The 22,164-nt window shown below is 73.5% G+C and carries 14 protein-coding genes; 12 read left to right on the top strand and 2 right to left on the bottom strand.

Going from position 1 to position 22,164, the window contains the following annotated elements; all coding sequences use genetic code 11:
* Positions 1-295: 295 nt before the first annotated feature.
* The 5 genes from ACQF4J_RS44650 (at position 296) to ACQF4J_RS44670 (ending at position 12,713) form a co-directional block, all read left to right on the top strand.
* Positions 296-1,162, top strand: a complete 867-nt coding sequence (locus ACQF4J_RS44650) for a DUF4132 domain-containing protein (protein ID WP_427168390.1) — start codon at positions 296-298, stop codon at positions 1,160-1,162.
* Entirely contained in the window at positions 1,159-6,072 is a 4,914-nt protein-coding gene (locus tag ACQF4J_RS44655; RefSeq protein WP_427168391.1) for a DNA-binding protein, read from the top strand. The genes ACQF4J_RS44650 and ACQF4J_RS44655 overlap by 4 nt, the downstream gene beginning before the upstream one ends.
* Positions 6,073-6,163: 91 nt before the next feature.
* The gene (locus ACQF4J_RS44660; RefSeq protein WP_427168392.1) at positions 6,164-7,324 is read left to right on the top strand and encodes an AAA family ATPase; all 1,161 of its coding nucleotides are present in this window, start codon (positions 6,164-6,166) and stop codon (positions 7,322-7,324) included.
* Complete coding sequence (locus tag ACQF4J_RS44665; RefSeq protein WP_427168393.1) at positions 7,321-10,851, top strand: vWA domain-containing protein; 3,531 nt, start codon at positions 7,321-7,323, stop codon at positions 10,849-10,851. The genes ACQF4J_RS44660 and ACQF4J_RS44665 overlap by 4 nt, the downstream gene beginning before the upstream one ends.
* On the top strand, positions 10,848-12,713 hold the full coding sequence (locus ACQF4J_RS44670; RefSeq protein WP_427168394.1) for a hypothetical protein: 1,866 nt from the start codon (positions 10,848-10,850) through the stop codon (positions 12,711-12,713). Before ACQF4J_RS44665 ends, ACQF4J_RS44670 begins: the two co-directional genes overlap by 4 nt.
* A gap of 103 nt (positions 12,714-12,816) precedes the next feature.
* Here ACQF4J_RS44670 and ACQF4J_RS44675 read toward each other — a convergent pair whose 3' ends face one another.
* Both ACQF4J_RS44675 and ACQF4J_RS44680 read right to left on the bottom strand, forming a co-directional pair.
* Positions 12,817-14,109, bottom strand: coding sequence for a cytochrome P450 (locus ACQF4J_RS44675; protein ID WP_351806860.1), 1,293 nt, complete (start codon positions 14,107-14,109; stop codon positions 12,817-12,819).
* A gap of 56 nt (positions 14,110-14,165) precedes the next feature.
* A complete protein-coding gene (locus ACQF4J_RS44680) occupies positions 14,166-15,596 on the bottom strand; it encodes a glutamine synthetase family protein (RefSeq protein ID WP_427168395.1) in 1,431 nt (476 codons plus the stop codon).
* A gap of 338 nt (positions 15,597-15,934) precedes the next feature.
* Between ACQF4J_RS44680 and ACQF4J_RS44685 the strand changes: the two genes are divergently transcribed.
* Genes ACQF4J_RS44685 through ACQF4J_RS44715 form a run of 7 tightly spaced genes read left to right on the top strand, consistent with a single transcriptional unit; the run spans position 15,935 to position 22,121 of the window.
* A complete protein-coding gene (locus ACQF4J_RS44685; RefSeq protein WP_142148151.1) occupies positions 15,935-16,123 on the top strand; it encodes a ferredoxin in 189 nt (62 codons plus the stop codon).
* Positions 16,124-16,126: 3 nt separating this feature from the next.
* Positions 16,127-17,335: an NAD(P)/FAD-dependent oxidoreductase gene (locus tag ACQF4J_RS44690; RefSeq protein ID WP_427168396.1), complete on the top strand. Its 1,209-nt coding sequence runs from the start codon at positions 16,127-16,129 to the stop codon at positions 17,333-17,335.
* Between the two features lie 29 nt (positions 17,336-17,364).
* Complete coding sequence (locus ACQF4J_RS44695) at positions 17,365-18,171, top strand: acetoacetate decarboxylase family protein (RefSeq protein ID WP_351806862.1); 807 nt, start codon at positions 17,365-17,367, stop codon at positions 18,169-18,171.
* A 34-nt stretch (positions 18,172-18,205) separates the two neighbouring features.
* Positions 18,206-19,669, top strand: coding sequence for an aldehyde dehydrogenase (locus ACQF4J_RS44700; protein ID WP_427168397.1), 1,464 nt, complete (start codon positions 18,206-18,208; stop codon positions 19,667-19,669).
* On the top strand, positions 19,662-20,597 hold the full coding sequence (locus tag ACQF4J_RS44705) for a 3,4-dihydroxyphenylacetate 2,3-dioxygenase (RefSeq protein WP_351806866.1): 936 nt from the start codon (positions 19,662-19,664) through the stop codon (positions 20,595-20,597). Before ACQF4J_RS44700 ends, ACQF4J_RS44705 begins: the two co-directional genes overlap by 8 nt.
* Positions 20,598-20,632: 35 nt before the next feature.
* The gene (locus tag ACQF4J_RS44710; RefSeq protein ID WP_427168398.1) at positions 20,633-21,478 is read left to right on the top strand and encodes a fumarylacetoacetate hydrolase family protein; all 846 of its coding nucleotides are present in this window, start codon (positions 20,633-20,635) and stop codon (positions 21,476-21,478) included.
* Positions 21,479-21,506: 28 nt separating this feature from the next.
* The gene (locus ACQF4J_RS44715) at positions 21,507-22,121 is read left to right on the top strand and encodes a TetR/AcrR family transcriptional regulator (RefSeq protein ID WP_351571706.1); all 615 of its coding nucleotides are present in this window, start codon (positions 21,507-21,509) and stop codon (positions 22,119-22,121) included.
* Positions 22,122-22,164 lie beyond the last annotated feature (43 nt).

The following is a 22,164-nucleotide window of genomic DNA, read 5'->3' on the forward strand; positions in this document are numbered from 1 at the left end:
TCTGTCCGTGTCGCCCCGCGGACACGCGTCGCGTACCCAGCAACCGTCCACCACCTGGCTGAAACCACACGGCTGGACAGGCGCGCCCGCGTGCCTTCCCCACCGTGCGAAACCGGGAGCGCAGCAGCCGCCCGCCGACCCCGTCACCCCGGACTGTAGACGCCCTGTGACCCGCTCCCGCCACCGATTGTCAGTGATCGCCGCTAACGTTCCTCACATCGTCGCACTGGCGCCGGGATGCCCCCGGCTGAACTGTGCTTTCTTCTTGCTGTCTTGATGTGGAAGGCGGGGACTCGTGGGTTGGCTCTCGGCGGGTGACGGGTACGAAGTCGCCCTGGTGGAAGGGCGGGTGGCGGCGCGTGCCACCTCGGGCCGGGCCGCGGGGCGGCAGCTGAAATCGCTGCCGCGCGCGCTGCGCGACCATCCTGAGGTGGACCGGCTGCGGCGGTTCGCCGAATGGCTGGATCGGCACGCCACGGCATGCGTCGCGCAGGTCGACGCCTGGATGGTGTCGTCGCTGCCCGTCCCCACCGGTCTGCTGGCCCGGGTGTGGCCGGACGAGGCCTGGCAGTCGGCGCTGCGCGACCTCGCCGTGGTGGGCGACGATCCCGACGAGGTCGGTTTCCTGCGCGGGGCCACGGAGGACGGCGAACTGCGCGTGGTCAACCTGGACGGCGAGACGGTACGGCTGTCCCCGCGAACCGTCACGCTTCCGCACCCGGTGCTGCTCCCGGATCTCGACGACATCCGCGAGTTCGCGGCGGAGCTGGGCATCGTCCAGCGCGTGGAACAGATCCACCGTGCGACCTGGCAACGGCCCGAGGAACTCGACCCCAAGGCCACCGAGATACGCGAGTTCACCGGCGGTTCCTTCCGTTCCCGCTTCGCCCTGGCCGCACGGGCGAGTTCGCTCGGCTACCGCGTCTCGGGGGGCTACTCCACGGCCCGGGTCCGCGACGGCGGCCGCACCGTCGAGGCCGGCGTGTGGATCGGCGAGCCGTACTGGGAGGACACGGTGGAGACCGGCAGCCTCACCTGGCACGACCAGGACGGCCGTGCCCTGCCGCTGCGGGAGGTGGGCCCGGTGGCCTGGTCGGAGGGGATGCGGATGGCCGCGGCGCTCTACGCCGGGCGCACGATCGAGGAAGGCAAGAACGCATGAGCGGGGGGACGCAGGTGTCGTACGAGGAACTGCTGAGCGCGGGCGGGGTGCTGCCGCCGGACGCCGAGGGGGCCGGCGAGCGGGCAGTGCAGTTGACGGCGCGTGCTTATCGTCATCCGGGCCTTGAGGACCGTGTGGTGGTCCGTCTGGTCGCCGGTGAGCTGGGCGCCGCCGAGGACCTGGCCGCCGGGTTCCTGGGCCTGGAGCCGGCCGCGGAACCGGCCGTCGTGGGTCTCGGGCTGCGCCAGTCGCTGGGCTTTCCCGAGTGGGTGCTGGTGCACCACCCGGAGGACGGCCACCACGCGCTGGGCGTCGTACCGGATCTGGAGCGGGCGGCCCGGCAGGCGAAGTCCCGCCCGAAGGCCGCGCTCGACGCCTACCTGGAGCTCGGTCAGCGGCTTGCCGCGTCGGTCCCGCACTTCCTGCCGACCTTCTACGAGCAGGCCGGCCGGGTGTTCCTCGCCGAGGAGAACGCCACCTACGCCGCCCAGTTGTTCACCCGCGCCCGCAAGGCGGAGGCAGAACACGGGCTGACCGTGGAGGAGGAGCGCCTGGACGCGGTGTTCCTGGAGTTCGCGCTGGCCGGCGCGCTGCCGGTGAAGGTGCTCTCCGCCTACGGCAGGGAACTGGCCGCCCGGGTGTCCGCGCAGGAGGCGCTGGAGCGCTTCACCCGCCTGTGCCTGCGCCGCACCGCGGGCGGGCTGCCGCCGTCCGCTCAGATGGCCAACGACCTGCGCAAGCTCGCCCGCGGAGCCGGACGGGACGCCGACCGGGCCGAGCAGGACTACCTGGCCGAGCTGCTCGGCCTGCCGGCCACGATGCGTGCCGCGGCCGGCTGGTGGAAGGGCCACCGGGCCGCGCTGGTGGCGCTGGCCGAGCGGGAGCCGCGGGTGCGCGGCGCTCTGCTGGACATGTTCCCCGCCGGCGGCGACGAGGACATGCCCGCGATGTGGCTGCAGGTCCTGGAGACGTCCGGCGCCACGACGGGACTGTGGGACGACTCCCTGCCCGCCGACCAGCGGCCGAGCGACGGCACCGCGGGCTGGCTGGAGCGCTTCCTGACGTTCCGGGAGCGGGCCCGGTCCTGGCGCAGCTCCACCCGGATGCCGGAGCTGTACCCGCTGGCCGAGCGCGTCGCGGCCCGGCTGCGCACCGAACTCGCCTCGTCCGGGCGCGGGTTGAGGGTCACGCACGACATCGACCTGATCGACCTGCTGCTCTCCCTGGACGTGCCAGTGGCCGCTCCCGGCAAGGACCAGGAGCTGCCGCTGACGGCGTGGGCCATCGGCGAAGGACAGCGGGAGCTGATCCACCTCGGCGCCGACGCCCGGTTCTTCGACGCCTTCCTGCGCGGCGCCGACCGGTTCCACCAGGGCGACCAGGCGCTGCGCGCCATTCGTCTGCTGGCGGCCTCGCCCGGCGGCCGCCCCTGGCTGGCCGAGTGGGTGAGGACCGTGGTCCGTGGCTTCACCGCGGTGGGTCTGCCCGGACTGCCGAACGCGCTGACCCGGCTGGGGTGGCTGCCCGCCGAGGCGCTGGCGCTGGCCGAGGACGACGTCCGCGCCGCCGTCGGTACTGATCTCGCGCCGGTGCTGGCCCGCACCCTGCGCGCCGGGCTCTTCGACGAACTGGGCTGGCCGGCCTGGGAGGAGGCGACGGCCGAGCTCGTCGCCAAGGACCGGGTGCAGGACATCGTGGTCGCCGACGCCTGGCCCCACCTCGTCGTGGCCGGCAACGCCCAGGCCCGTGTGATCGGCGCGGACGGGACCGTGCTCACCCACGACCTGCGCCTGCCGGCGAACGACGTCTCGGGCGACCCGGGCTTCCACCACGTGGACGGCGAACTCCTCGTGTACTGGAACTCCCGCAGAGACGGCCTGCGCGGCTACTGGCACTCGCGCGCCGACCGCATCGAGTCCCTCAAGGGCGCGCACTCCACCCGGGGCACCGAGATGGACTGGTACCGCGGCGACTTCCCCATCACCCTGCCGCTGGCGGACGGTGGCCGGACCACCGGTCGCGGTGTCGTGCACGCCGGGGACACCACCCTGCCCGACGAACGGCCACTGCTCTTCGACGGATCGTCGTACTGGGTCTGGCACGCCGACTCCGAGGACCGTGAGGCGCACGGCTGGTACGAGTACGATCCGGCCACGAACGAGCGCGGCCGGATGAGCAAGCCCGCCTTCCTCGCCGACGCCCTGCGCGACGCTCCCACGGGCAGCAGCTATGTGGGCGGCAGACTGCGCCCCGCTCCCGCCACCGACACCACTCCGACCTGCGCTCCCCTGAACGGCCTGACCGGACTGCGCGTGGTGGAACTGCCCGACGGTTCGCGGCGCGCCGAGGACCTCACCGGACACACCGTCACCCTGCCCGCCGCAGCCGGTGTGCCGAACGCGCTGGTCGTCTTCCCGGGCGCGGACCGGCCCACGGCCGTCGTCCGCAACAACTGGCAGCTCGAACTGGTCGACGCCGACGGCGTCCAGACCGCCTGGGCCAAGACCGACCGCACCCCCGGCGACTTCGGCGAGGGCACCCTGCTGCTGCCTCCCGTGCAGTTCTGGGAGTGCCTGACAGCCCGTGACCCAGAAGGGTCGAAGGCGCTGCGAATCATCGACCGTAATACGGCCGCGGCACTGCTGGCGGCCGCGTCCGGCGAGCACAGCGAGGACGGGAAAGCCCTGGCCGACGCCATCCGCACCCTCCTCCCGGTCAGCCACGACGCGCTGGTCAAGGGCATCGCCGGAGTCGCCCGCTACGCCGCGGCCCAGCAGGCCGTGCTGGACGCGGCGGCCACCCGGCTGACCCGCGCCCTCGAGGGCGGCCTGGAGGACGAGGGCCCGGCCGGACCGGCGGACAGCGTCCTCATGGCGGCGATGAACGGGCTCGGCTCCTCGCGCGGCTATTGGTGGAACCGCGACGACGAGGCCGACACCGCCTTCCGCGCCCTGCGCGTCCTGGCCCGCGCCACCGGACGCGCCGACACCACCCTGCCCGGCCTTGCGGACGTTCGCCTCCACCTCGACGGTCACCCGCTGCCCTCCGGACAGCCCGACCTGGAGACGCTGCTGGAGCGGGCGACCGCACTGGCCTACCGGGCGGCCTCCGCCACCACCACCGACGAGCACCGCCAGGTCCTGCGCACCCTCCTCGCCGAGTTCGACCGCCTCGGTCTGACACCGGACGACTCCACCGCCTGGCGCAGGGTGCACCTGCACCTGGAGGCGGCACCACTGCGCACCGCCGCGGGCGCATGGCGCGACGGCTCATGGAACGGCGTACTCCCACTGGCCGACGGCGCCTTCATCGCCGTCACGGGCCGCCGCTCCCTCGACGACGACGGCGCCTGCTTCACCGGCTACTTCCACGACCCGTCCGGACGCTTCGAGACGCCGCAGCCCTACAAGGCGCTTGAGTCGCGACCGCTGGGCGAGAGCCCGGTCCCGGGCCGGATGGGGACGTTCCTCGCCGAACTGGCCGAGCGCGGCCCGGCCCCCTGGTTCCCGCAGGCCGCCGAGGAGTTCGCCCGTCTCACCGGCGTGACCGAGACGATGGCCCGGCTCGTCGTGGCCGGCCTGCCGGGGATCGACGTCTACGAGCGCACCTTCCTCACGCCCGAGGCCCGCACCCTCATCGGGGTGAAGGTGGCCCCGGCGGCGGTCGCCAAGGACGAACTGCACGGCGTCGACGGCGCGGTGCGTGCCGCGGTCGTGGGCGCGCTGCTGCCCGCCGAGCCGGCCCGGCTGTGGACCGAGGGCCCGGACGTGGCGGCCGCCGCCGCTGCGTGGAACGCCCAGGTCGGCAAGCGAGTCGCCGTCCCGGAGGAACTGCTCGGTGACGCGATCCGCGCCTTCCGGCACGCCTCCTGGCCGATCCGTCAGGCGCTGCCCGCCCTGGTGGACCCGGCCGCCTCGCCCCGGCTCAGCCGGGACCTCACCTGGGCGGTCAACGGCGACCGGGTGCGGCCCGTCGGCGACGACACGAACGGCTTCACCGCGGAGACACTGGTCGGCGCGGTCGGCCTGACCGCCTGGCTCGCCCACCGGCTGCCCGCCGGCGACCCGGTCCGCGCCGCGCTGCCCCCGGCGCTGACCGCCGTCCGCGAACGGCTCGCCCACCCCGGACTCATGCTCGACCTGGGTCGCTACATCAGCCTCCCCGACTTCCGCAAGACCGCCGGTACCCCCACCGAGGCCGGTCCGGGCTTCGAGCGGTACGGCGCCGTCGTCCTGGCCACCCACGACGACCAGCCCGCCCCGGCCATCCGCGTCGACCTCCTCGACGAGGCCGGCCAGGACCCCTACCTGCCCGCGGTGCGCGTCGACAACCAGCGGCCCTACGCCGCCGAGGTGGCGCTGCGCCTGGTCCGCGACCAGGCGTTCGCGGCCCTGCTCGCCGACCCCGGCGAGCCGATCGCGGGGGAGCGGGGCAAGGACGGCACCTGGTGGCCGCAGGATCCCAGCCGCTCGGTTCCCGAGCTGGTCACCGAGGTGGCCAAGGAGTACGGGCTGGGCGAGGACGCCGCCACCCTCTATCTGATGCTGCTGACCATGCCCGACCCGACCGACCGCATGACGGCCCGGTGGACGGCCTGGAAGCCGGCGCGGCTGAAGGCGGCGCGCGCCGAACTGGCCGCCACCGACCTCGTGGTCGAGGCCAGCCGCACCCGGGCCGGCCGGTCGCTGTTCCTGCCCGGCGGCTGGGTGGAGCAGTCGGCCCCGCGGGTGCCGCTGGAGCGCTGGAAGCTGCCCCTGTTCGCCGAAGTGAGCGACGAACACGTCCCGTTCGGCGTGATCGTGCCGTTCGAGCCGGCCGCCGACCTGTACCGCAGGGCATGGCAGCGCGTACAAGACGGCGACGCTCCCCGGTTCGAGGAGCTGAAGGTCCGCCGGGGCCGCCGCCGCTGACCCACCATCGGCCGGGGCGCCGCCCACCGGCGGCCCCCGGCCTGCACCCCCCACGCATCGACTTCGACCGATCTACCGAGCAAGGACATCCATGCCCCTGACCGACACGGTGACGGCCCTTCCGGCCCGGCAGACCCTGCCCGCCGAAGAGCGCTTCGCCACCGAACTCGCCTTCCTCGCCGCCCACGACGACGGCCCCCGTCCGCCCGGCTGGCTGCTGACGCCGCGCGCCGTGATCACCTTCGTGTGCGGCAGCGGCGGCGAAGCCCTGAAGCTGCCCGAGCCGCCCGAGGGGCTGCCGGACGAACTCGTCATCGCCCCGAAGTTCGTCGGCGAACGCGCCCTGGTGGAGCGGTGCGTGGTCACCCTCGCCGGAGAGCGCGGGCTGCTGCTCGTCGGCGAGCCGGGCACCGCCAAGTCGATGCTGTCGGAGCTGCTGTCGGCGGCCGTCTGCGGCACCAGCGCGCTCACCGTGCAGGGCACCGCCGGTACCACCGAGGACGCCCTGCGCTACGGCTGGAACTACGCCCTGCTGCTCGCCCAGGGCCCGACCCCGCAAGCCCTGGTGGACTCGCCGGTGCTCGCCGCGATGCGCGACGGGAAGGTGGCCCGGGTCGAGGAGATCACCCGCTGCCTGCCCGAGGTGCAGGACGCCCTGGTGTCGATCCTGTCGGACCGTCGGATGAGCGTGCCGGAGCTGTCCGGCTCCGACGACGCCCAGGTCGCCGCCGCGCCCGGCTTCACCGTCATCGCCACCGCCAACCTCCGCGACCGCGGTGTGTCGGAGATGTCCGCCGCGCTCAAGCGCCGCTTCAACTTCGAGACCGTGCACCCGATCGCGGACGTCGAGGCCGAGACCGAGCTCGTCAAGCGGCAGGCCACGGCCGCAGTCGCGCGGGCGGGCGCGGCCTTCGGCGTCGACGACGCAGTCCTCGACGTCCTGGTGACCGTCTTCCGCGACCTGCGGGCCGGACGCTCCGCCGAGGGCTGGGACGTGGAACGCCCGGGCACGGTGATGTCCACCGCGGAGGCGGTCCAGGTCGCCGTCTCCCTCGGGGTGGCCGCCGCCTATCTCCCCGGCGGAGACTCCCTCGACCTGGTGCCCGGCCATCTGCTGGGTGTGGTCCGCAAGGACGACCCGGCCGACCACGCGCGCCTGCTCGGCTACTGGGACGGCCCGGTACGCCGCCGCGCCGAGGACGGCTCGGCGACCTGGCGGCGCCTGTGGGACCTGCGGGAGAACCTTCGGTGACGCTCGCCCTGGAACCGCGGGCGGCCCTGACTGCCCTCGCCGACTGCACCGCTCCGTACCTGCTGGGCGTACGGCACCACAGCCCCGCGCTCGCCGCCGCGGTGCCCGCCCTGCTGGACGCCGCCGGCGCCGAGGTCGTCTGCGTGGAGCTGCCCGCCGACTTCCAGTCGTGGCTGGTGCATCTCGGCGCGCCGGGCACCGTCGCCCCCATCGCGCTGGCCGGGGCCGGCGAGGGCGGCCGGCTCGGCTTCTATCCCTTCGCCGACTTCTCGCCCGAGCTCGCGGCGATCCGCTGGGCCCGGGAACGCGGGGCGGAGGTCGTCTGCTGCGACCTGCCGATGTCCGATCCGAGGTGGGGCGCCGAGCGGCCGGTCGCGGGGGAGGGCGAACGGGGTCGGTCCGCCGAGGCGCCCACCGCGTTCGCGGCGGCTCTGACCGCGTCCGCGACCGGCCGCGACGGCGACGACATGTGGGACCGCAGCGTGGAGGTCCTCGCCCCGGGCTGCGCCCCCGAAGCGGTCCGCCGGGCCGCGCTGGGCGTCGGCTGGGCACTGCGGCGTGACGCCGAATCGACGGGCGGCGTGCCCCCGGTCGATCTGGCGCGTGAGGCTCACATGCGCGCCACGATCGCCCGCGCCTCGACCGGCGGCCACCGGGTCGCGGCCGTCGTCGGAGCCTTCCACGCCCCGGCGTTGACGACGTGGGAGGCGGCGGAACGGGCTGGGCGGGTCGATGCCGGGGAGGGCCCGGCCGTGGTCACCTCCCTGGTGCCGTACGCCTTCGACCTGCTCGACTCCCGCTCCGGTTACCCGGCGGGCATCCGCGACCCGCGCTGGCAGCAGGAGGTGTTCACCGCGGGCGGCGACCCCGAGCGGCTGCACGACGCGGCCGCGCGGGCGATCACCGCGGTGTGCCGCGAGCTGCGGGCGGCCGGACACGTCGCCGGCACGGGCGAGGCCCGCGAGACCCTGCGGGTGGCGGGCGACCTGGCCCGGCTGCGCGGCCTGGCGGCACCCGGCCGCGGCGAGGTGCTGGAAGCGCTGACGACGGTGATGGGGCAGGGTGAGCCGCTCGGCCGCGGCCGTGCACTGGCCCGGGCGCTGGAGACCGTCCTCGTCGGCACGGACCGGGGCCGCATCGCCCCCGGCACGCCCCGCTCCGGTCTCGGCCCGTCCGTCGAGGCCGAACTCGCCGCGCTGCGGCTGCCCGGACCGGACGACCCCGCATCGCGCGAGCTGCGGCTGGACCCGCTGCGCTCGGCCCTCGACGGCCGCCGCGAGATCCTTCTGCAGCGCCTGGCGGTGTGCGGCACCGGGTACGGCGAACCGATCCAGGTGGCGGGTACCGGCGACGCGGCCGCCCTGACCACCCGTTGGCGGCTTGCCTGGACGCCGGCGGTGCCGGTCCGCCTGGACCTGGCCGGTATCCGGGGCGTCACCGCGGCCCTGGCCGCCGAGGGCACCCTGCGGGAGACCTTCCGCAGGGAGGCGGCGGAGGGCGGACCCACCAGCGCCCTGGTCCTGGCGGGACTGGGCGACGCCGCCCGCTGCGACCTGCCCGCGCTGGTGACCGAGCGGCTCGCCGACGCCGCCGAAATCCTCCCCGCCTGCGCCACCCTGCCCGAACTCCTCACCGCCCTGGACCTTTTGGAGGCCCTGCGGCGCGGCCACCTGCCCGGCACCACACCCGAGAGCCGGCAGGACGCGGCCGAACTCGCCGCGGAACTGCTGGAGTCGGCCGTACGATCCCTGCCGGGCCTGGCCGGCAGTGACGACCCGCAGGACGCCGACGCCCTCGTGGCACTGGCCTCACGGGCGGGCGAACACCGCCTCGGCCTGCGCATGGACGACGCCCTGGACGACCTCGCACGCCAGGCCTCCCCGCTCATGCAGGGAGCCGCGCTCGCCGCTCGGGCCCTGCTCGACCTGGACGACGCCACGACCCTCGGCCGCCGTGCCGCGGGCTGGATCGACAACGCCACCGGGCCTGACGCCCGGCACGCGATGAGCCGCCGACTCACAGGACTGCTCAGCGGCGCCGCACCACTGCTGCAGGCGGCGCCGGCCGCGCTGGACTCGCTGCTCCACCGGATCGACACGCTCACCGACCAGGCATTCCTCGACCGCCTTCCCGCCCTGCGCGGCGGCTTCGACACCCTCAGCCCCGCCGGCCGCGACCGGCTGCTGTCCACGGTGACCGAGCGCCTCGGCGACCGTCTGGACCTGTCGCTCAGCGCCTCACCGCGGCTGCTCGCCCTGTGGACGGCCGCCGACGCGGCCGGCCGCGCGGCGGTGACATCGCTGCGTCCGCCGCTGGGAACGGGGCTGGACGGCACCGCGCGCACCACGGCAGAAGCGACCCCGTCCGACCGATCCGCGCCCGCCGAGGCACCGGTCGGCCCCGCACCGCACCTCACGCCGGCCGACCGCTGGCGTCTGCTGCTGGGCCGGGAGAGCGACAAACTGCCGCCGAACGCCCGCCGTCTCGCCCACGCCCTCGACGAGCTGTACGGCACCGGCCGCGGCGAGGGCTCCTCGGACCTCGGCCGGGAGGGCGGCCAGGGCGGCGGCCAGGACGCCTCCTTCCCGACCGCCCGCGAGTGGGCGCAGGAACTCGACGCGCTGTTCGGCGCCGATGTCCGCGAGGAGGTCCTGGCCCGGGCCGCCGACCTGGGCCGCACCGACGTCCTGGCCGAGCTCGACCCCAAGGCCGTACGCCCCTCGGTCGACCTGCTGACCTCCGTGCTGTCCCTGGCCGGCGGGATGCCCGAGCAGCAACTCGCCAGGCTGCGCCCGCTGGTGCGCCGCCTGGTCGACGAACTCGCCAAGGAACTGGCCACCCGGCTGCGCCCGGCACTGACCGGACTGGCCACCCCACGTCCCACCCGCCGCCCGGGAGGACGGATCGACCTGCCGCGCACCCTGCGGGCCAACCTCGCCCACACCCGCCGGACCGACGACGGCCGCACCCTGGTCGTCCCGGAGCGGCCGGTGTTCAGCACCCGTTCCCGCCGGGAGGCGGACTGGCGGCTGGTGCTGGTGGTCGACGTGTCCGGGTCCATGGAGGCGTCCGTCGTCTGGTCGGCCCTGACGGCGGCCGTCCTGGGCGGAGTGCCCACGCTCAGCACCCACTTCCTCGCCTTCTCCACCGAAGTGATCGACCTGACCGACCGCGTCGACGACCCGCTGTCGCTCCTGCTGGAGGTAAGGGTCGGCGGTGGCACCCACATCGCGGCCGGCCTGGCCCAGGCCCGGTCGCTGGTGACGGTCCCCAGCCGGACCCTCGTCGTGGTGGTCAGCGACTTCGAGGAGGGCTACCCGCTCGGCGGGCTCCTCGGCGAGGTACGGGCCCTCGCGAGCTCCGGGGTGCACCTGATGGGCTGCGCCGCCCTGGACGACACCGGCACCCCTCGCTACTCGGTCCCGGTGGCCCAGCAGCTCGTCGCGGCCGGCATGCCGGTCGCCGCCCTCAGCCCCCTCGCCCTGGCCCGCTGGGTGGGCGACCGCCTCCGGGGAGAGAACCGATGAACACCGAACTGCCCCCCGTGGCACCCGAGGTGGTCGCCGCCGCCGTTGAGCAGCTGACGTCCCGGCTGCGCAAGAAGCTGGACGCCACGATCGAGACATACACGACGCTGCCCGTCACCACGGACGGCACGGTACGTCGCGTGCGGTGCGGCGAGGACGCCGAAGTCACCCTCACCCCCGGCCCGTCGGGGGCGATCACGGACGCCGCGCAGGCCGAGTGCAGCTGCCTGCTGGCCCCCCGGTGCCTGCATCGCACGGCGGTCCTGGGGGCCGCGCCGGTGGCCGACAGCGACGCGGTCGCCGACCCCCCGGACCAGCCGTTCGAAGGTGGAGCGGAGGCTGCCGAACCGGACGGCGGTGCACAGGAGTCCGGCACGCCGGACAACGTCGCACCGCCGACCGGCCCGACCGCGGCGCAGGTCACCGCCGCATCCGGCCTGTGGGCCGCCGCGGCGGCGGTGCTGGCCGCCGGAGTGCCCGGTGCGGGCGCCGTACCGCAGGCGGAGCTGCTGCGGGCCGCGCACACCGCCCGGCTCGCCGGCCTGCATCGGGCCGAGGGGGCCGCCCTGAGGGTCGTCCGCGCGTTGCGGGCCGCCCGCGCCCGCCATGACGGCCACCGGCTGGCCGACCTGGTCGCCGGGCTGCGGGAGTTGCTGCTCACCAGCGGCCTGCTCGGCGCGTCCGATCCCGATCCGACCCTGGTCGGCACCGCCCGGCGCAGCTACCGTCCCGGCGGAAGCCTCAAGGTGCACGGGGTGTGCCGGGAGCCGGTGATCTCGGCCACCGGCTACGGCGGGGTCGTCACCCACGTCCTCGCCGAGGACGGACGCTGGTTGTCCGTGTCCGACGTCAAGCCCGGCGGACCGGCGCGGGCACGCGGCGCCGCCACGGCCACCGTCGCGCTCGGCTCCGGCAGCCTCGATCACGCGCAGCTCTCCAGGGGCGGCCTGCTGATCTCCGGCGCGACGCTCTCCCCGGACGGCCGGCTCGGCGCGGGAAAGGGCGTGCGGGCCACCCCGGTTGCGGGGCTCTCCTGGACGTCAGGCCCGCTCGCCGGTCTGTTCGCCCGGCCGCTGGCCCAGGCCGCCGCGGCACAGCTCGCCCCGGGCGACGACCCGGAGCCGACCGGGCCGCAGGCCGGTGAACTGATCGGCTGTGACGTGGTCGTCGTAGGGGCGGCCGAGGACCACCTGTTCGCGAGGGAACTGACACCCGACGGAGCCGACTCCGAAGGCCTCCTGCTCCGGCTCGTGCCGGCCAACGGCCACCCGGAGCTGGCTCATGCGGCCAACTTCCGCAAACTCGCCTCGCGTCCGGGACTGCGGCTGCGCGTCGTAGGGCGCCTCGACCCCGACCGTGCCGCGACACTGCGCCCTCTCGCGGTCGGTCCCGTGCCGGACGGTACGGCGACGCTGCTGCTGCCGCCCGAGTGGTCGGGACACGCCGATCTGGGCTACGACCGCCTCGAAGGGGCGCACTTTCCGCGGGCCGGTGAGTTGGTGCCGGTGGAGGGTCCGACCGCCTTGCCGCCGGATCCGGTGGCCGAGGCGCCCCTGTGGCGGCTGCGACGGCTGGTCGAGGTCGCGGTGTCCGGTGGCCGCCGGGCCGCCGCCGAGCCCGCCCGGGACGGTGACCGGGCCTCGGGTGCGGCGGCGCTGCGGCGCAGCGGCTTCCGGACGGCCGCGGACCTGGCGGACGCGCTCACCGCGGAGGCGGACCGGCGGGGCCGCGACGTGTTCGGCCGGACCCGGCATGCCGATCCGGACGCATACGCGCGGGTATGGCTCAGCGCGGCCGTGTATCTGTCCGGTACCGAGCGAGCGCTGGTCGAGGCGACGTGGCAGCCCTCGGCGGTCGCGTAACGGCAGCCTTGTCCCGCCTGTGAACTGCGGTCGCGCGGCAGGGGCGGTCCTGGACGGGGACCGCCCCTGCCGCGCTGCTGCCCGATGGCTGATGACTCTTGTCTCAGGCGAGCGTGACCTCGACCGGCAGCTTCTTGATGCCGTTGACGAAGTTGGATCGCACGCGCGGGACGTCGCCGGCCAGACGGATGTCCGCCAGGCGCGGGATCAGCTCCTCGAACATGATGCGGATCTCGGTGCGGGCCAGCAGGTTGCCCAGACACAGGTGCGGGCTGCCCTTGCCGAAGGTGACGTGGTCGTTGTCCTGCCGGGTGACGTCGAAGTCGTAGGGGTTGCCGAAGACGTCCTCGTCGCGGTTTCCGGAGGCGAACCACATGACGACCTTGTCGCCCTCCTTGATGTGCTTGCCGCCGACTTCGACGTCTCGGGTCGCGGTGCGGCGGAAGTGGTAGACGGGGGAGGCCCAGCGCAGGAACTCCTCGACGGCCGTCGGGATGAGGGACGGGTCGTCCTTGAGGCGGGCGAGCTGCTCAGGGTGCTGCAGGAGAGCGAGCATCGAGTGCGTGATGGTGTGCCGGGTGGTCTCGTTGCCGGCGACCACCAGCAGCAGGAAGTAGTTGTCGAAGTCCTGCGGGGAGAGCGGGACTCCGTCGCGTGGGGTCTCGTTGACCAGCCGGGAGATCAGGTCCGTGCCGTTGCCGCCGCGCCGCTGCCGGGCCAGTTCCCGCCCGTACGCGAAGACTTCGAGGGAGGCGGGGGAGCGGAAGGGCAGGTCGCGGTACTGCTCGCTCTCCGCGCTGTGCAGCAGGACGTCGGCGTAGTCGGGGTCGGTGTTGCCGATGATCCGGTTGCCCCAGTCGATGAGCTGCTGGTTGTCCTCCGGGGGCACGTCCAGCAGGCGGGCCAGGACGTTGATCGGGAAGTCGGCGGAGACCTCCTTGACGAAGTCGAAGGTGCCCCTGGCGAGCGCCGCGTCGAGGGTGGTGGCGGTCAGGCCGCGCAGGAAGTCGGCGTAGCTGTTGATGACGCCGGCGCCGAACTGCCGCTGGAGCAGGCTGCGCAGGGCGCGGTGACGGATTCCGTCCAGCTCCAGGATGGAGGCGCGCTTCTTGATCTGGTCGTCGTCCACCTCTTCCAGGTTGACGAACTTCATGGAGGTGAAGGTCTCGGCGTCGCGGTCGACGCGGGCGATGTCGGCGTGCCGGGTCAGGGCCCAGAAACCGGAGTTGGGGGCCTCCTCGGGCTGCCAGTGGACGGGGTCCTCGTGGCGGAGGGTGTGGAACATCCGCCAGGGGGTGACACCGTCGGTGAAGTTGTCGAGGTCCGCGAGGTCGACGTCGGCCAGGGGCAGCGGCTCGCGCACGGCCTCGGCCTGGGGCGGGGTGGTGGTGGTCATGCGGTGGGTCTCCTCAGCGTCATGGGTGGGGCCGGCGTCACAGGTGGTGGGCGTACTCACAGGTGGTAGGCGTACTCGGTGAACTCCCAGTCGGTGACATGCCGTTGGAAGCGCGCGACCTCGTCGCGCTTGTACGCGAGGTAGGAAGTGGTGAAGTCCTTGCCGAGCACCTCGGTCAGTGCCGTGTCGGCCTCCAGGGCGTCGAGCGCGGCGGGCAGGGACATCGGCAGCACGGGGGATCTCGTGGTGTCGTAGCCGTAGCCCTCCAGCGGGGCGGGAGGCTCCTCGCCGGCCAGCACCCCCAACAGGGCGGCCGCGATGGTGCCCGCGATGAGCAGGTAGGGGTTGGCGCTCGCGTCGCCCAGGCGCAGTTCGAGGCGGGAACCGGAGCCGCGTTCGGGCGGGATGCGCACCATCGCGCTGCGGTTGTCCAGGCCCCAGTCGATCAGCCAGGGGGCGAGGGTGTCGGGGCCGAAGCGCTTGTAGGAGTTGATCGTCGGGTTGGCGAGCGCGGCCAGCGCCGGGGCGTGGGCCAGGACGCCGGCTATGGCATGGCGCCCGGTGGCGGACAGGCCGTAGGGGGCGGACGGATCCGCGAAAGCGTTGGTGCCGTGCTCGCCCACGCCGTGCTCGCCCACGCCGTGCTCGCCCACGCCGTGCTCGCCCACGCCGTGCTCGCCCACGCTGTACTCGTCCACGCAGGAGAGGTGGAGGTGGAAGCCCGATCCGCCCGCACCGTTGAAGGGCTTGGCCATGAAGGTGGCGAGGCGGCCCTCCTTGCGGGCGAGTTCCTTGACCGCCGCCTTGAAGCGGAAGGCGCGGTCCGCGGCCGTCATGGCGTCGGAGTGGGTCAGGTTGATCTCGAACTGCGCGCCGTCGAACTCGTGGTTGCCGCTGATGACGCCGATGTTCATGTCGCGCAGCAGGCGCAGGGTGCGCAGCAGGTGGTTGTCGTCGTCGGCGCGCAGGCCCGCGGTGTAGACGACGCCCTCGGCGTCGCTGTACCTGCGCCACCCGGTCGGGGTGTCCGCGGCCGCGTCGCACAGGAAGTACTCCAGCTCGGGGCCGACGACGGGGCGCAGGCCGTGCGCTGCGCACCGGTCGAGGACGGCGCGCAGCAGGTCGCGTGGTGACTCCGGTGCCGGTCGTCCGGTGGCCGGGTCGGTGACGTCGCCCAGGCAGGTGGCGACGCCGGGTTCCCACGGCAGGGCGGTCAGTGTGTCGAGGTCGGGGCGTACGCAGATGTCGGGCAGACCCGCGTCGAGCCCGCCGGAGACGGGGACGACGTCGCCCTGGGGGCTGGTGTGGTAGACGGCGCGGCAGAAGGCGAGGCCGTGGTCGCAGGCCGAGGGCAGGTGGTCCAGCAGGACGTCCCGGGCCCGTTCGGTGCCGATGAGGTCGGGATAGGTCACCCGGACCACGTCGATGCCCTCGGCTGCCAGGCGTTCCATGTGCCGGCGGACGGGCGGGGTGTCGGATGCGCTCACCGGTGTCTCCTCGGGGGAAGGGGGCGCCGCCCAGGGCTCTGGGCGCTGGGGGAGAAAGGGAGGGTGAGGGCGACTGCGCACTGCGGGAAGGCAGGAAGCCGCTCTGTTTGGTGCCAAACGGTAGGGAGGTCGGCCACCTCCCCGCAAGGGTGTCGACGCAAAAATTTATCCACATGGATAGCTATTGACCAGAGGTCTCCGGCTTCCTATGTTGTTTGAAGCCAAACGAGTTGGGGTGCGGTGACTTGCGCACCCTTTGGCCGGGGCCCGGCCCCCGAGTGGTCCGGGCCCCTTCTTCTTCCCTCTCCGACGCCCCCTCAGTACCAGGAGGACCGGCCATGAAGGTCGTCGTCGACATGAACAAGTGCCAGGACCACGGCCAGTGCGTCTTCGCAGCCCCCGACGTCTTCCGCTTCGACGACGACGGCCGCCTGGCCTACGTGCCCGACCCCGACGACGCGCTGCGTGACGAGGTCGAGGAGGCCGCCGACGTCTGTCCGCTGCAGGCCATCCGGATCGAGGACTGAGCCGTGAGCGCACCCATCGTCGTGGCGGGCGCCTCCATGGCCGGCCTGCGCGCCGCCGAGCAGCTGCGCGCTGCCGGCTGGAACGGGCCGATCACCCTGGTCGGGGACGAGCCGCACATGCCGTACAACCGGCCGCCGCTGTCCAAGGAGGTGCTGGCGGGCAAGGCGTCCTTCGAGTCGCTCGCCTTCCGGCCCCGGGCCGCCGTCGCCGACGTCGAGTGGCGGCTGGGGACCAAGGCCGTGCGCGCGGACCTCGACCGGCGGATCGTCGAACTCGATGACGGTGAGGTTCTGCGGTACGGCGGCCTCGTCGTCGCCACCGGCATGCGTCCGCCGCGCTTGCGCTGCCCCGGGCCCGCCACCGGCCGGCACACCGTGCGGACCCTGGCCGACGCCCGGGACCTGCGCGAGGCGCTGACCGGGCCGGGCGTCCGCGTGGTCGTGGTCGGGGCGGGCTTCATCGGCTGCGAGGTGGCCGCCACCGCCGTGGCCCTGGGCGCCGCCGAAGTCACCGTGGTCGACCCACTGCCGCTGCCCATGGTCGGCCCGCTCGGCGAACTGCTGGCGAAAGCGCTGCGCGACCGCCATGAGCAGCGGGGCGTCCGCTTCGCCCTCGGCACCGGCGTGACCGGCTTCGAAGGCGACGACCGGGTCACCGGAGTGGCCCTGGCCGACGGCACCGTGCTCGCCGCGGACGTCGTCGTCGAGTCCGTCGGCTCCGTCGCCAACACCGAGTGGCTCGACGGCAACGGCCTCGACCTGACCGATGGTGTCCTCACCGACGAGCACCTGCGGGTCGGCGGCCGCCCCGACGTGATCGCCGTCGGCGACGTCGCCCGCTTCCCCAACGCCCGCTACGACGGCGTACCGCGCCGCGTCGAGCACTGGTCGATCCCCACGGACACCGCCAAGCACGCCGCCCGGCTCCTCGCCGCCCATCTGAACGGCACCGAGGCCGACCTCGCGCCGTTCGCTCCGCTGCCGACGTTCTGGAGCGACCAGCACGACTTCCGCCTCCAGTCCTTCGGCGCCCCCGCTCTCGGCAAGGAGGACGTACGCGTCCTGGAAGGCGACCTCGACGGGGACGTCCTGGTCGGCTACCACGTCGCCGGCCGGCTGGTCGGTGTCGTCGCCCTCGGCGGTCAGGCCGCCGCTGCCGCCGCCGCCCGCCACCGCGCCGAACTGCTCAAGCAGCCCGCCCTCACCGCGTAACGCTCCACGCAACCCCGTAAGGAATCCCAGTGACCCGTGTCCGTGGATACTTCCACCCCAAGACCGCGACGGGTGCTTCGTCGCTGATCCCCGCACCGCCGTGGCGCTACTCCGGCGACCTGCTCACCATCGAGTACCGCACCGACCCGGCCCGCGTACGGGAGCTGCTGCCCGAGCCGCTCCAGCTCGCCGACGAGGACCCCGGCGCGGTCGCGCTGATCTGGGCCGACTGGCAGTCCTGCTCCGCGTCGGGCGACGAGCTGCTGGACCCGGTGCTCGCCCAGTACAAGGAGGCGTTCGCGGTCGTCCGCTGCAAGTACAAGGGGCAGACCTACACCCGCTGCGTCTTCATCTGGGTCGACAAGGACTTCGCGATCGCCCGCGGGCTGCACCAGGGCTACCCCAAGAAGCTCGGCTCCATCCACCAGACCCGCCCGCACCCTTACGGGCCCGCCCCGCGCATCGAGGCCGGCGCCCGCTTCGGCGCGACCCTCGCCGCCGCCGACCGGCGCCTCGCCCAGGCGGTCGTCACCCTGCGCGAGCCGTCCGAGACCAACGGCTTCGTCAACGGCCATCCCATGGCCCACCACCGCTGGCTGCCCTCCATCGAAAAGGGCAAGGGCCTCGCCCTCGACGAGCTCATCGAGTCCGGTGCCGCCTCCTTCGAGGGCGGACAGCCCTGGGCGGGTGATGCCGAACTGGAGCTGTTCGAGGCGCCCACGGAGGAGCTGGCCCGCCTGGAGATCCGCGAGCCGATCGCCGCCTACTACCGGCAGGTCGGCGTGGTCTGGGACGGCGGACGCCTGCTGGAGTCCGGCACGTCCGGCGCCGAGTGAACCCGCCCCCACGACTTCCAGGAGCCCCGCGACCATGAGCGCACACCTGACCACCGTCGGCGGCGTCGCCGTCGACACCCGGCACTTCATCGGCGGCGAGCGCGTCGCCTCCACCGGGACCTTCACCGACGTCTCACCCATCGACGGCAGCACCCTGGGCGAGATCTCCCGGGGAACCGCGAGGGAGGCGGCCGCGGCCGTCGCCGCCGCCAAGGCCGCCTTCCCCGCCTGGGCCGCCACCCCCCGCGCCGAGCGCGCCCGCATCCTGCACGCCATCGCCGACGGCGTGGAGAAGCGCCTCGAAGAGCTCGCCGTCGTCGAGACCACCGACAACGGCGCCCTGCTGCGCTCGCACCGCCGTGGCGTCATGCCCCGCGTCGCCCACAATTTCCGCTTCTTCGCCGACTGGCTGCTGACGCTGCAGCACGAAGACTTCGACACCCGCGGGCACACCAACCACGTCAGCTGGGACCCGGCCGGCCCCTGCGTGCTGATCACCCCGTGGAACGCGCCGCTGATGCTGGCCACCTGGAAGGTCGCCCCCGCGCTGGCCGCCGGCAACACGGTGATCCTGAAGCCCGCGGAATGGACACCGCTCACCGCCTCGCTGCTCGCCGACATCGCGGCCGAGGCCGGACTGCCCGCCGGCGTCCTGAACGTGGTCCAGGGCTACGGCTCCGAGATCGGCGACGCCCTCACCTCGCACCCCGACGTGCGGCGCATCAGCTTCACCGGCTCCGTGCCCACCGCCCAGCACATCTCCGCCTCGGCAGCCGCCAACCTGACGCCTCTGAGCCTGGAGCTCGGCGGCAAGTCCCCGCTGCTGGTCTTCGCCGACGCCGACCTCGACCTCGCCGTGGACCTCGCCGTCGAGCAGTACGACAACGCCGGCCAGGTGTGCCTGGCCGCGACCCGCATCCTCGTGGAGGAGACCGTCGCCGACGAGTTCACTCGACGATTCGTCGACAAAGCGATCCGTCTCGCGCAAGGCGACCCCCGAGACGAGGCCACCGACATCGGCCCCAACATCCACCCCCGCCAGCTGGAGAAGATCGACGGCTTCGTGCAGCGGGCCCTCGCGGCCGGCGCCCACGCGGTCATCGGCGGCCACCGCGGGGACGGCCTGTACTACGCGCCGACCCTGCTCACGAACGTGGCGCAGGACAGCGAGATCGTCCAGGAAGAGGTCTTCGGCCCGGTCCTGACCCTCCAGACCTTCGCCACCGAGGAGGAGGCCGTACGCCTCGCCAACGACACCCGCTTCGGGCTGGCGGCCACGGTCGCCACCGGCGACCCCGAGCGCGCCGAGCGGGTCACCGCACAGCTGGTCGCGGGCACCGTCTGGGTCAACTGCTTCTTCGTCCGCGACCTCCAGGCACCCTTCGGCGGCTCCCGCCACTCCGGCGTCGGCCGCGAGGGCGGCACCTGGAGCTTCGACTTCTACTGCGACATCAAGAACACCGTCACCGCGCCGAAGGGATGGAAGGACCATGGGTGAGATCGTCGGGGCGGGCCTGCTCGCCCACGTCCCCACCGTCGTGCTGCCTGAGGCGGACAGGCTGGAGCTGAACGAGGGCAAGGAGATCACCCTCGTCACCGGCCTCCAGCAGCTCCGCGAGGACGTCTTCGAGCGCGACGACTACGACACCGTCGTCGTCCTCGACTCCCACTGGGCCACCACCGTCGAGTTCGTCGTCACCGCACAGGACCGCCGGGCCGGCCTGTTCACCTCCGAGGAACTGCCCCGCGGCATGAGCCGCATGCCCTACGACTTCCCCGGCGACCCCGAACTCGCGCACAACATCGCCTCCTTCGCCGACAAGCACGGCACCTGGATCACCCCGATCGACGACGCCTACCTGCCGATCTACTACGCCACGATCAACCTGTGGAAATTCCTCGGCGAGGGCCTGCCGGACAAGCGGTGGGTGACCATCGGCGTGTGCCAGACCGGCGACATGGAGGACCACCTGCGCCTGGGCCGCGCGCTCGCCGACGGCATCGCCGCCACCCCCGGCCGGCGCGTCCTGCTGATCGCCTCCGGCGCCCTCTCGCACACCTTCTGGCCGCTGCGCGAACTGCGCGACCACGAGGCCAGCGACCCGGCGCACATCTTCACGCCCGAGGCGCGTGAGGCGGACTTCGAGCGCATCGCCTGGTTCAAGGAGGGCCGCCACGACAAGGTCCTCGACACCATGGACGCGTTCTGGAAGTACAAGCCCGAGGCGAAGTTCTTCCACTACCTGATGATGGCCGGCGCCCTCGGCGAGCAGGCCTGCACCGCCAGAGCCCGCCAGTACGGCGAGTACGAGAACTCCATCGGCACCGGCCAGGTCCACCTGTGGTTCGACCGCCCGGCCGACGGTTGGACCGGCGACGGGCTGCCCGCGCCGACCGCACCCCGCACCCCGCACAGCCGCGCCTAGCCGACGCCGCCCAGCCCCGCAGAAAGGCTCCTGCCATGCCCGAGTACCGCCGCATCCTCCTCGACGGCGCAGTCGTCGAGACCGTCCGGGACGGTGACGAACTCGTCGCCGGAGACGGCCGCCGCGTCAAGATCGACGACGCGCGGCACCTGCCGCCTGTCGTCCCCTCCAAGGTCATCGCCGTCCACCTCAACCACCGCAGCCGGGTCGACGAATTCCGGATCGGCCTGCCCGGCACCCCCACCTACTTCCACAAGCCCACCTCCTCCCTCAACTCCCACAAGGGCGCGATCGTGCGTCCAGAGGGCTGCAAGTGGCTCAACTACGAGGGCGAGGTCGCCATCGTCATCGGCAGGACCGCCCGGAACATCGCGCCGGCCGAGGCGGGGGAGTACATCGCCGGCTACACGGTCGCCAACGACTACGGCCTGCACGACTTCCGCGACACCGACGCCGGCTCGATGCTGCGCGTCAAGGGCTCCGACACGCTGTGCCCCCTCGGTCCCGGCCTGGTGACCGACTGGGACTTCCACGGCAAGCGGCTGCGCACCTACGTCAACGGCGAGGTGGTCCAGGACGGCTCCACCGACGAGATGACCTGGGACATGCACTACCTCGTCGCCGACATCGCCCGCACGATCACCCTGTACCCCGGTGACGTCCTGCTCTCCGGCACTCCGGCCAACTCCCGGCCCGTCCGGCCCGGCGACGTCGTCGAGGTCGAGGCCGAGGGCCTGGGACGGCTCACCAACCACATCGTCACCGGTCCCACCGCCATCCGCTCGGACGTCGGGGCGCAGCCCACCGAGTCCGAGGAGGTGCTCTCCACCGCGCTCGGCGGCGACTGGGAGTTCCGCGGCATCCGCCCTCCGCGGCGCTGACCGGAGCCCCGCCGGTAGGGTCGTCGGCATGACCGACTCCGTCGAGCCCGCAGGTGAGCGCCGTAGCCGTAAGCGCGTGACGCACTACGGGACGGGGCGCACCGCCCTGCTGGACGCCGCCGTACGCGTGGTGGCCCGGGGCGGCCTGCGCAAGCTCACCTACCGGGCCGTCGCCGAGGAGGCCGGGGTCACGCACGGGCTGGTCGTCCACCACTTCGGGTCGCGGGACGCGCTGATCGAGGAGGCCGTCACCCACGCCATCCGTACCTCGCTGAGCAGCAGCGCCCTCGACATCGGCACCGGCAGGCCCTCCGACTTCGCCACCGGCCTGACGCAGATGGTCGAGTCCGGTCCCGAACTGCAGGCGTTCCAGTACGAGCTGCTGCTGGAGGCGCGACGCAGGCCGGAGCTGTTGCCGCACCTGCGCAACCTGTACGAGGAGTACTTCGAGGCGACCCGGCGTGAGCTGTCGCGCATGCTGCCGGGCACGGTGGAGCGCGGCACCTCGCGGCTGGTCTTCGCGGCGCTGGAGGGCCTGGTGCTGCACCAGCTGGTGTTCGGTGAGCGTGAGGTCACCGAAGAGGCGCTGAAGGAGTTGCGGACCCTGCTGGAGGGACTGGCGGAGGGCCGGGCCGAGCGCTGATCCGCGCTGTCCCGACGCCCTGGCCGTGTACCGGCGTCTGCGC

Origin of the sequence: Streptomyces sp. C1-1 (genome assembly GCF_050214755.1) — a bacterium.
Taxonomy (GTDB): Bacteria; Actinomycetota; Actinomycetes; order Streptomycetales; family Streptomycetaceae; genus Streptomyces.

Excerpts from the sequence above, each read along its gene's own strand:
- ACQF4J_RS44660 (WP_427168392.1), top strand. The coding sequence starts at position 6,164 with ATGCCCCTGACCGACACGGTGACGGCCCTTCCGGCCCGGCAGACCCTG.
- ACQF4J_RS44715 (WP_351571706.1), top strand. The coding sequence starts at position 21,507 with ATGACCGACTCCGTCGAGCCCGCAGGTGAGCGCCGTAGCCGTAAGCGC.
- ACQF4J_RS44685 (WP_142148151.1), top strand. The coding sequence starts at position 15,935 with ATGAAGGTCGTCGTCGACATGAACAAGTGCCAGGACCACGGCCAGTGC.
- ACQF4J_RS44705 (WP_351806866.1), top strand. The coding sequence starts at position 19,662 with ATGGGTGAGATCGTCGGGGCGGGCCTGCTCGCCCACGTCCCCACCGTC.
- ACQF4J_RS44710 (WP_427168398.1), top strand. The coding sequence starts at position 20,633 with ATGCCCGAGTACCGCCGCATCCTCCTCGACGGCGCAGTCGTCGAGACC.
- ACQF4J_RS44655 (WP_427168391.1), top strand. The coding sequence starts at position 1,159 with ATGAGCGGGGGGACGCAGGTGTCGTACGAGGAACTGCTGAGCGCGGGC.
- ACQF4J_RS44700 (WP_427168397.1), top strand. The coding sequence starts at position 18,206 with ATGAGCGCACACCTGACCACCGTCGGCGGCGTCGCCGTCGACACCCGG.
- ACQF4J_RS44675 (WP_351806860.1), bottom strand. The coding sequence starts at position 14,109 with ATGACCACCACCACCCCGCCCCAGGCCGAGGCCGTGCGCGAGCCGCTG.
- ACQF4J_RS44670 (WP_427168394.1), top strand. The coding sequence starts at position 10,848 with ATGAACACCGAACTGCCCCCCGTGGCACCCGAGGTGGTCGCCGCCGCC.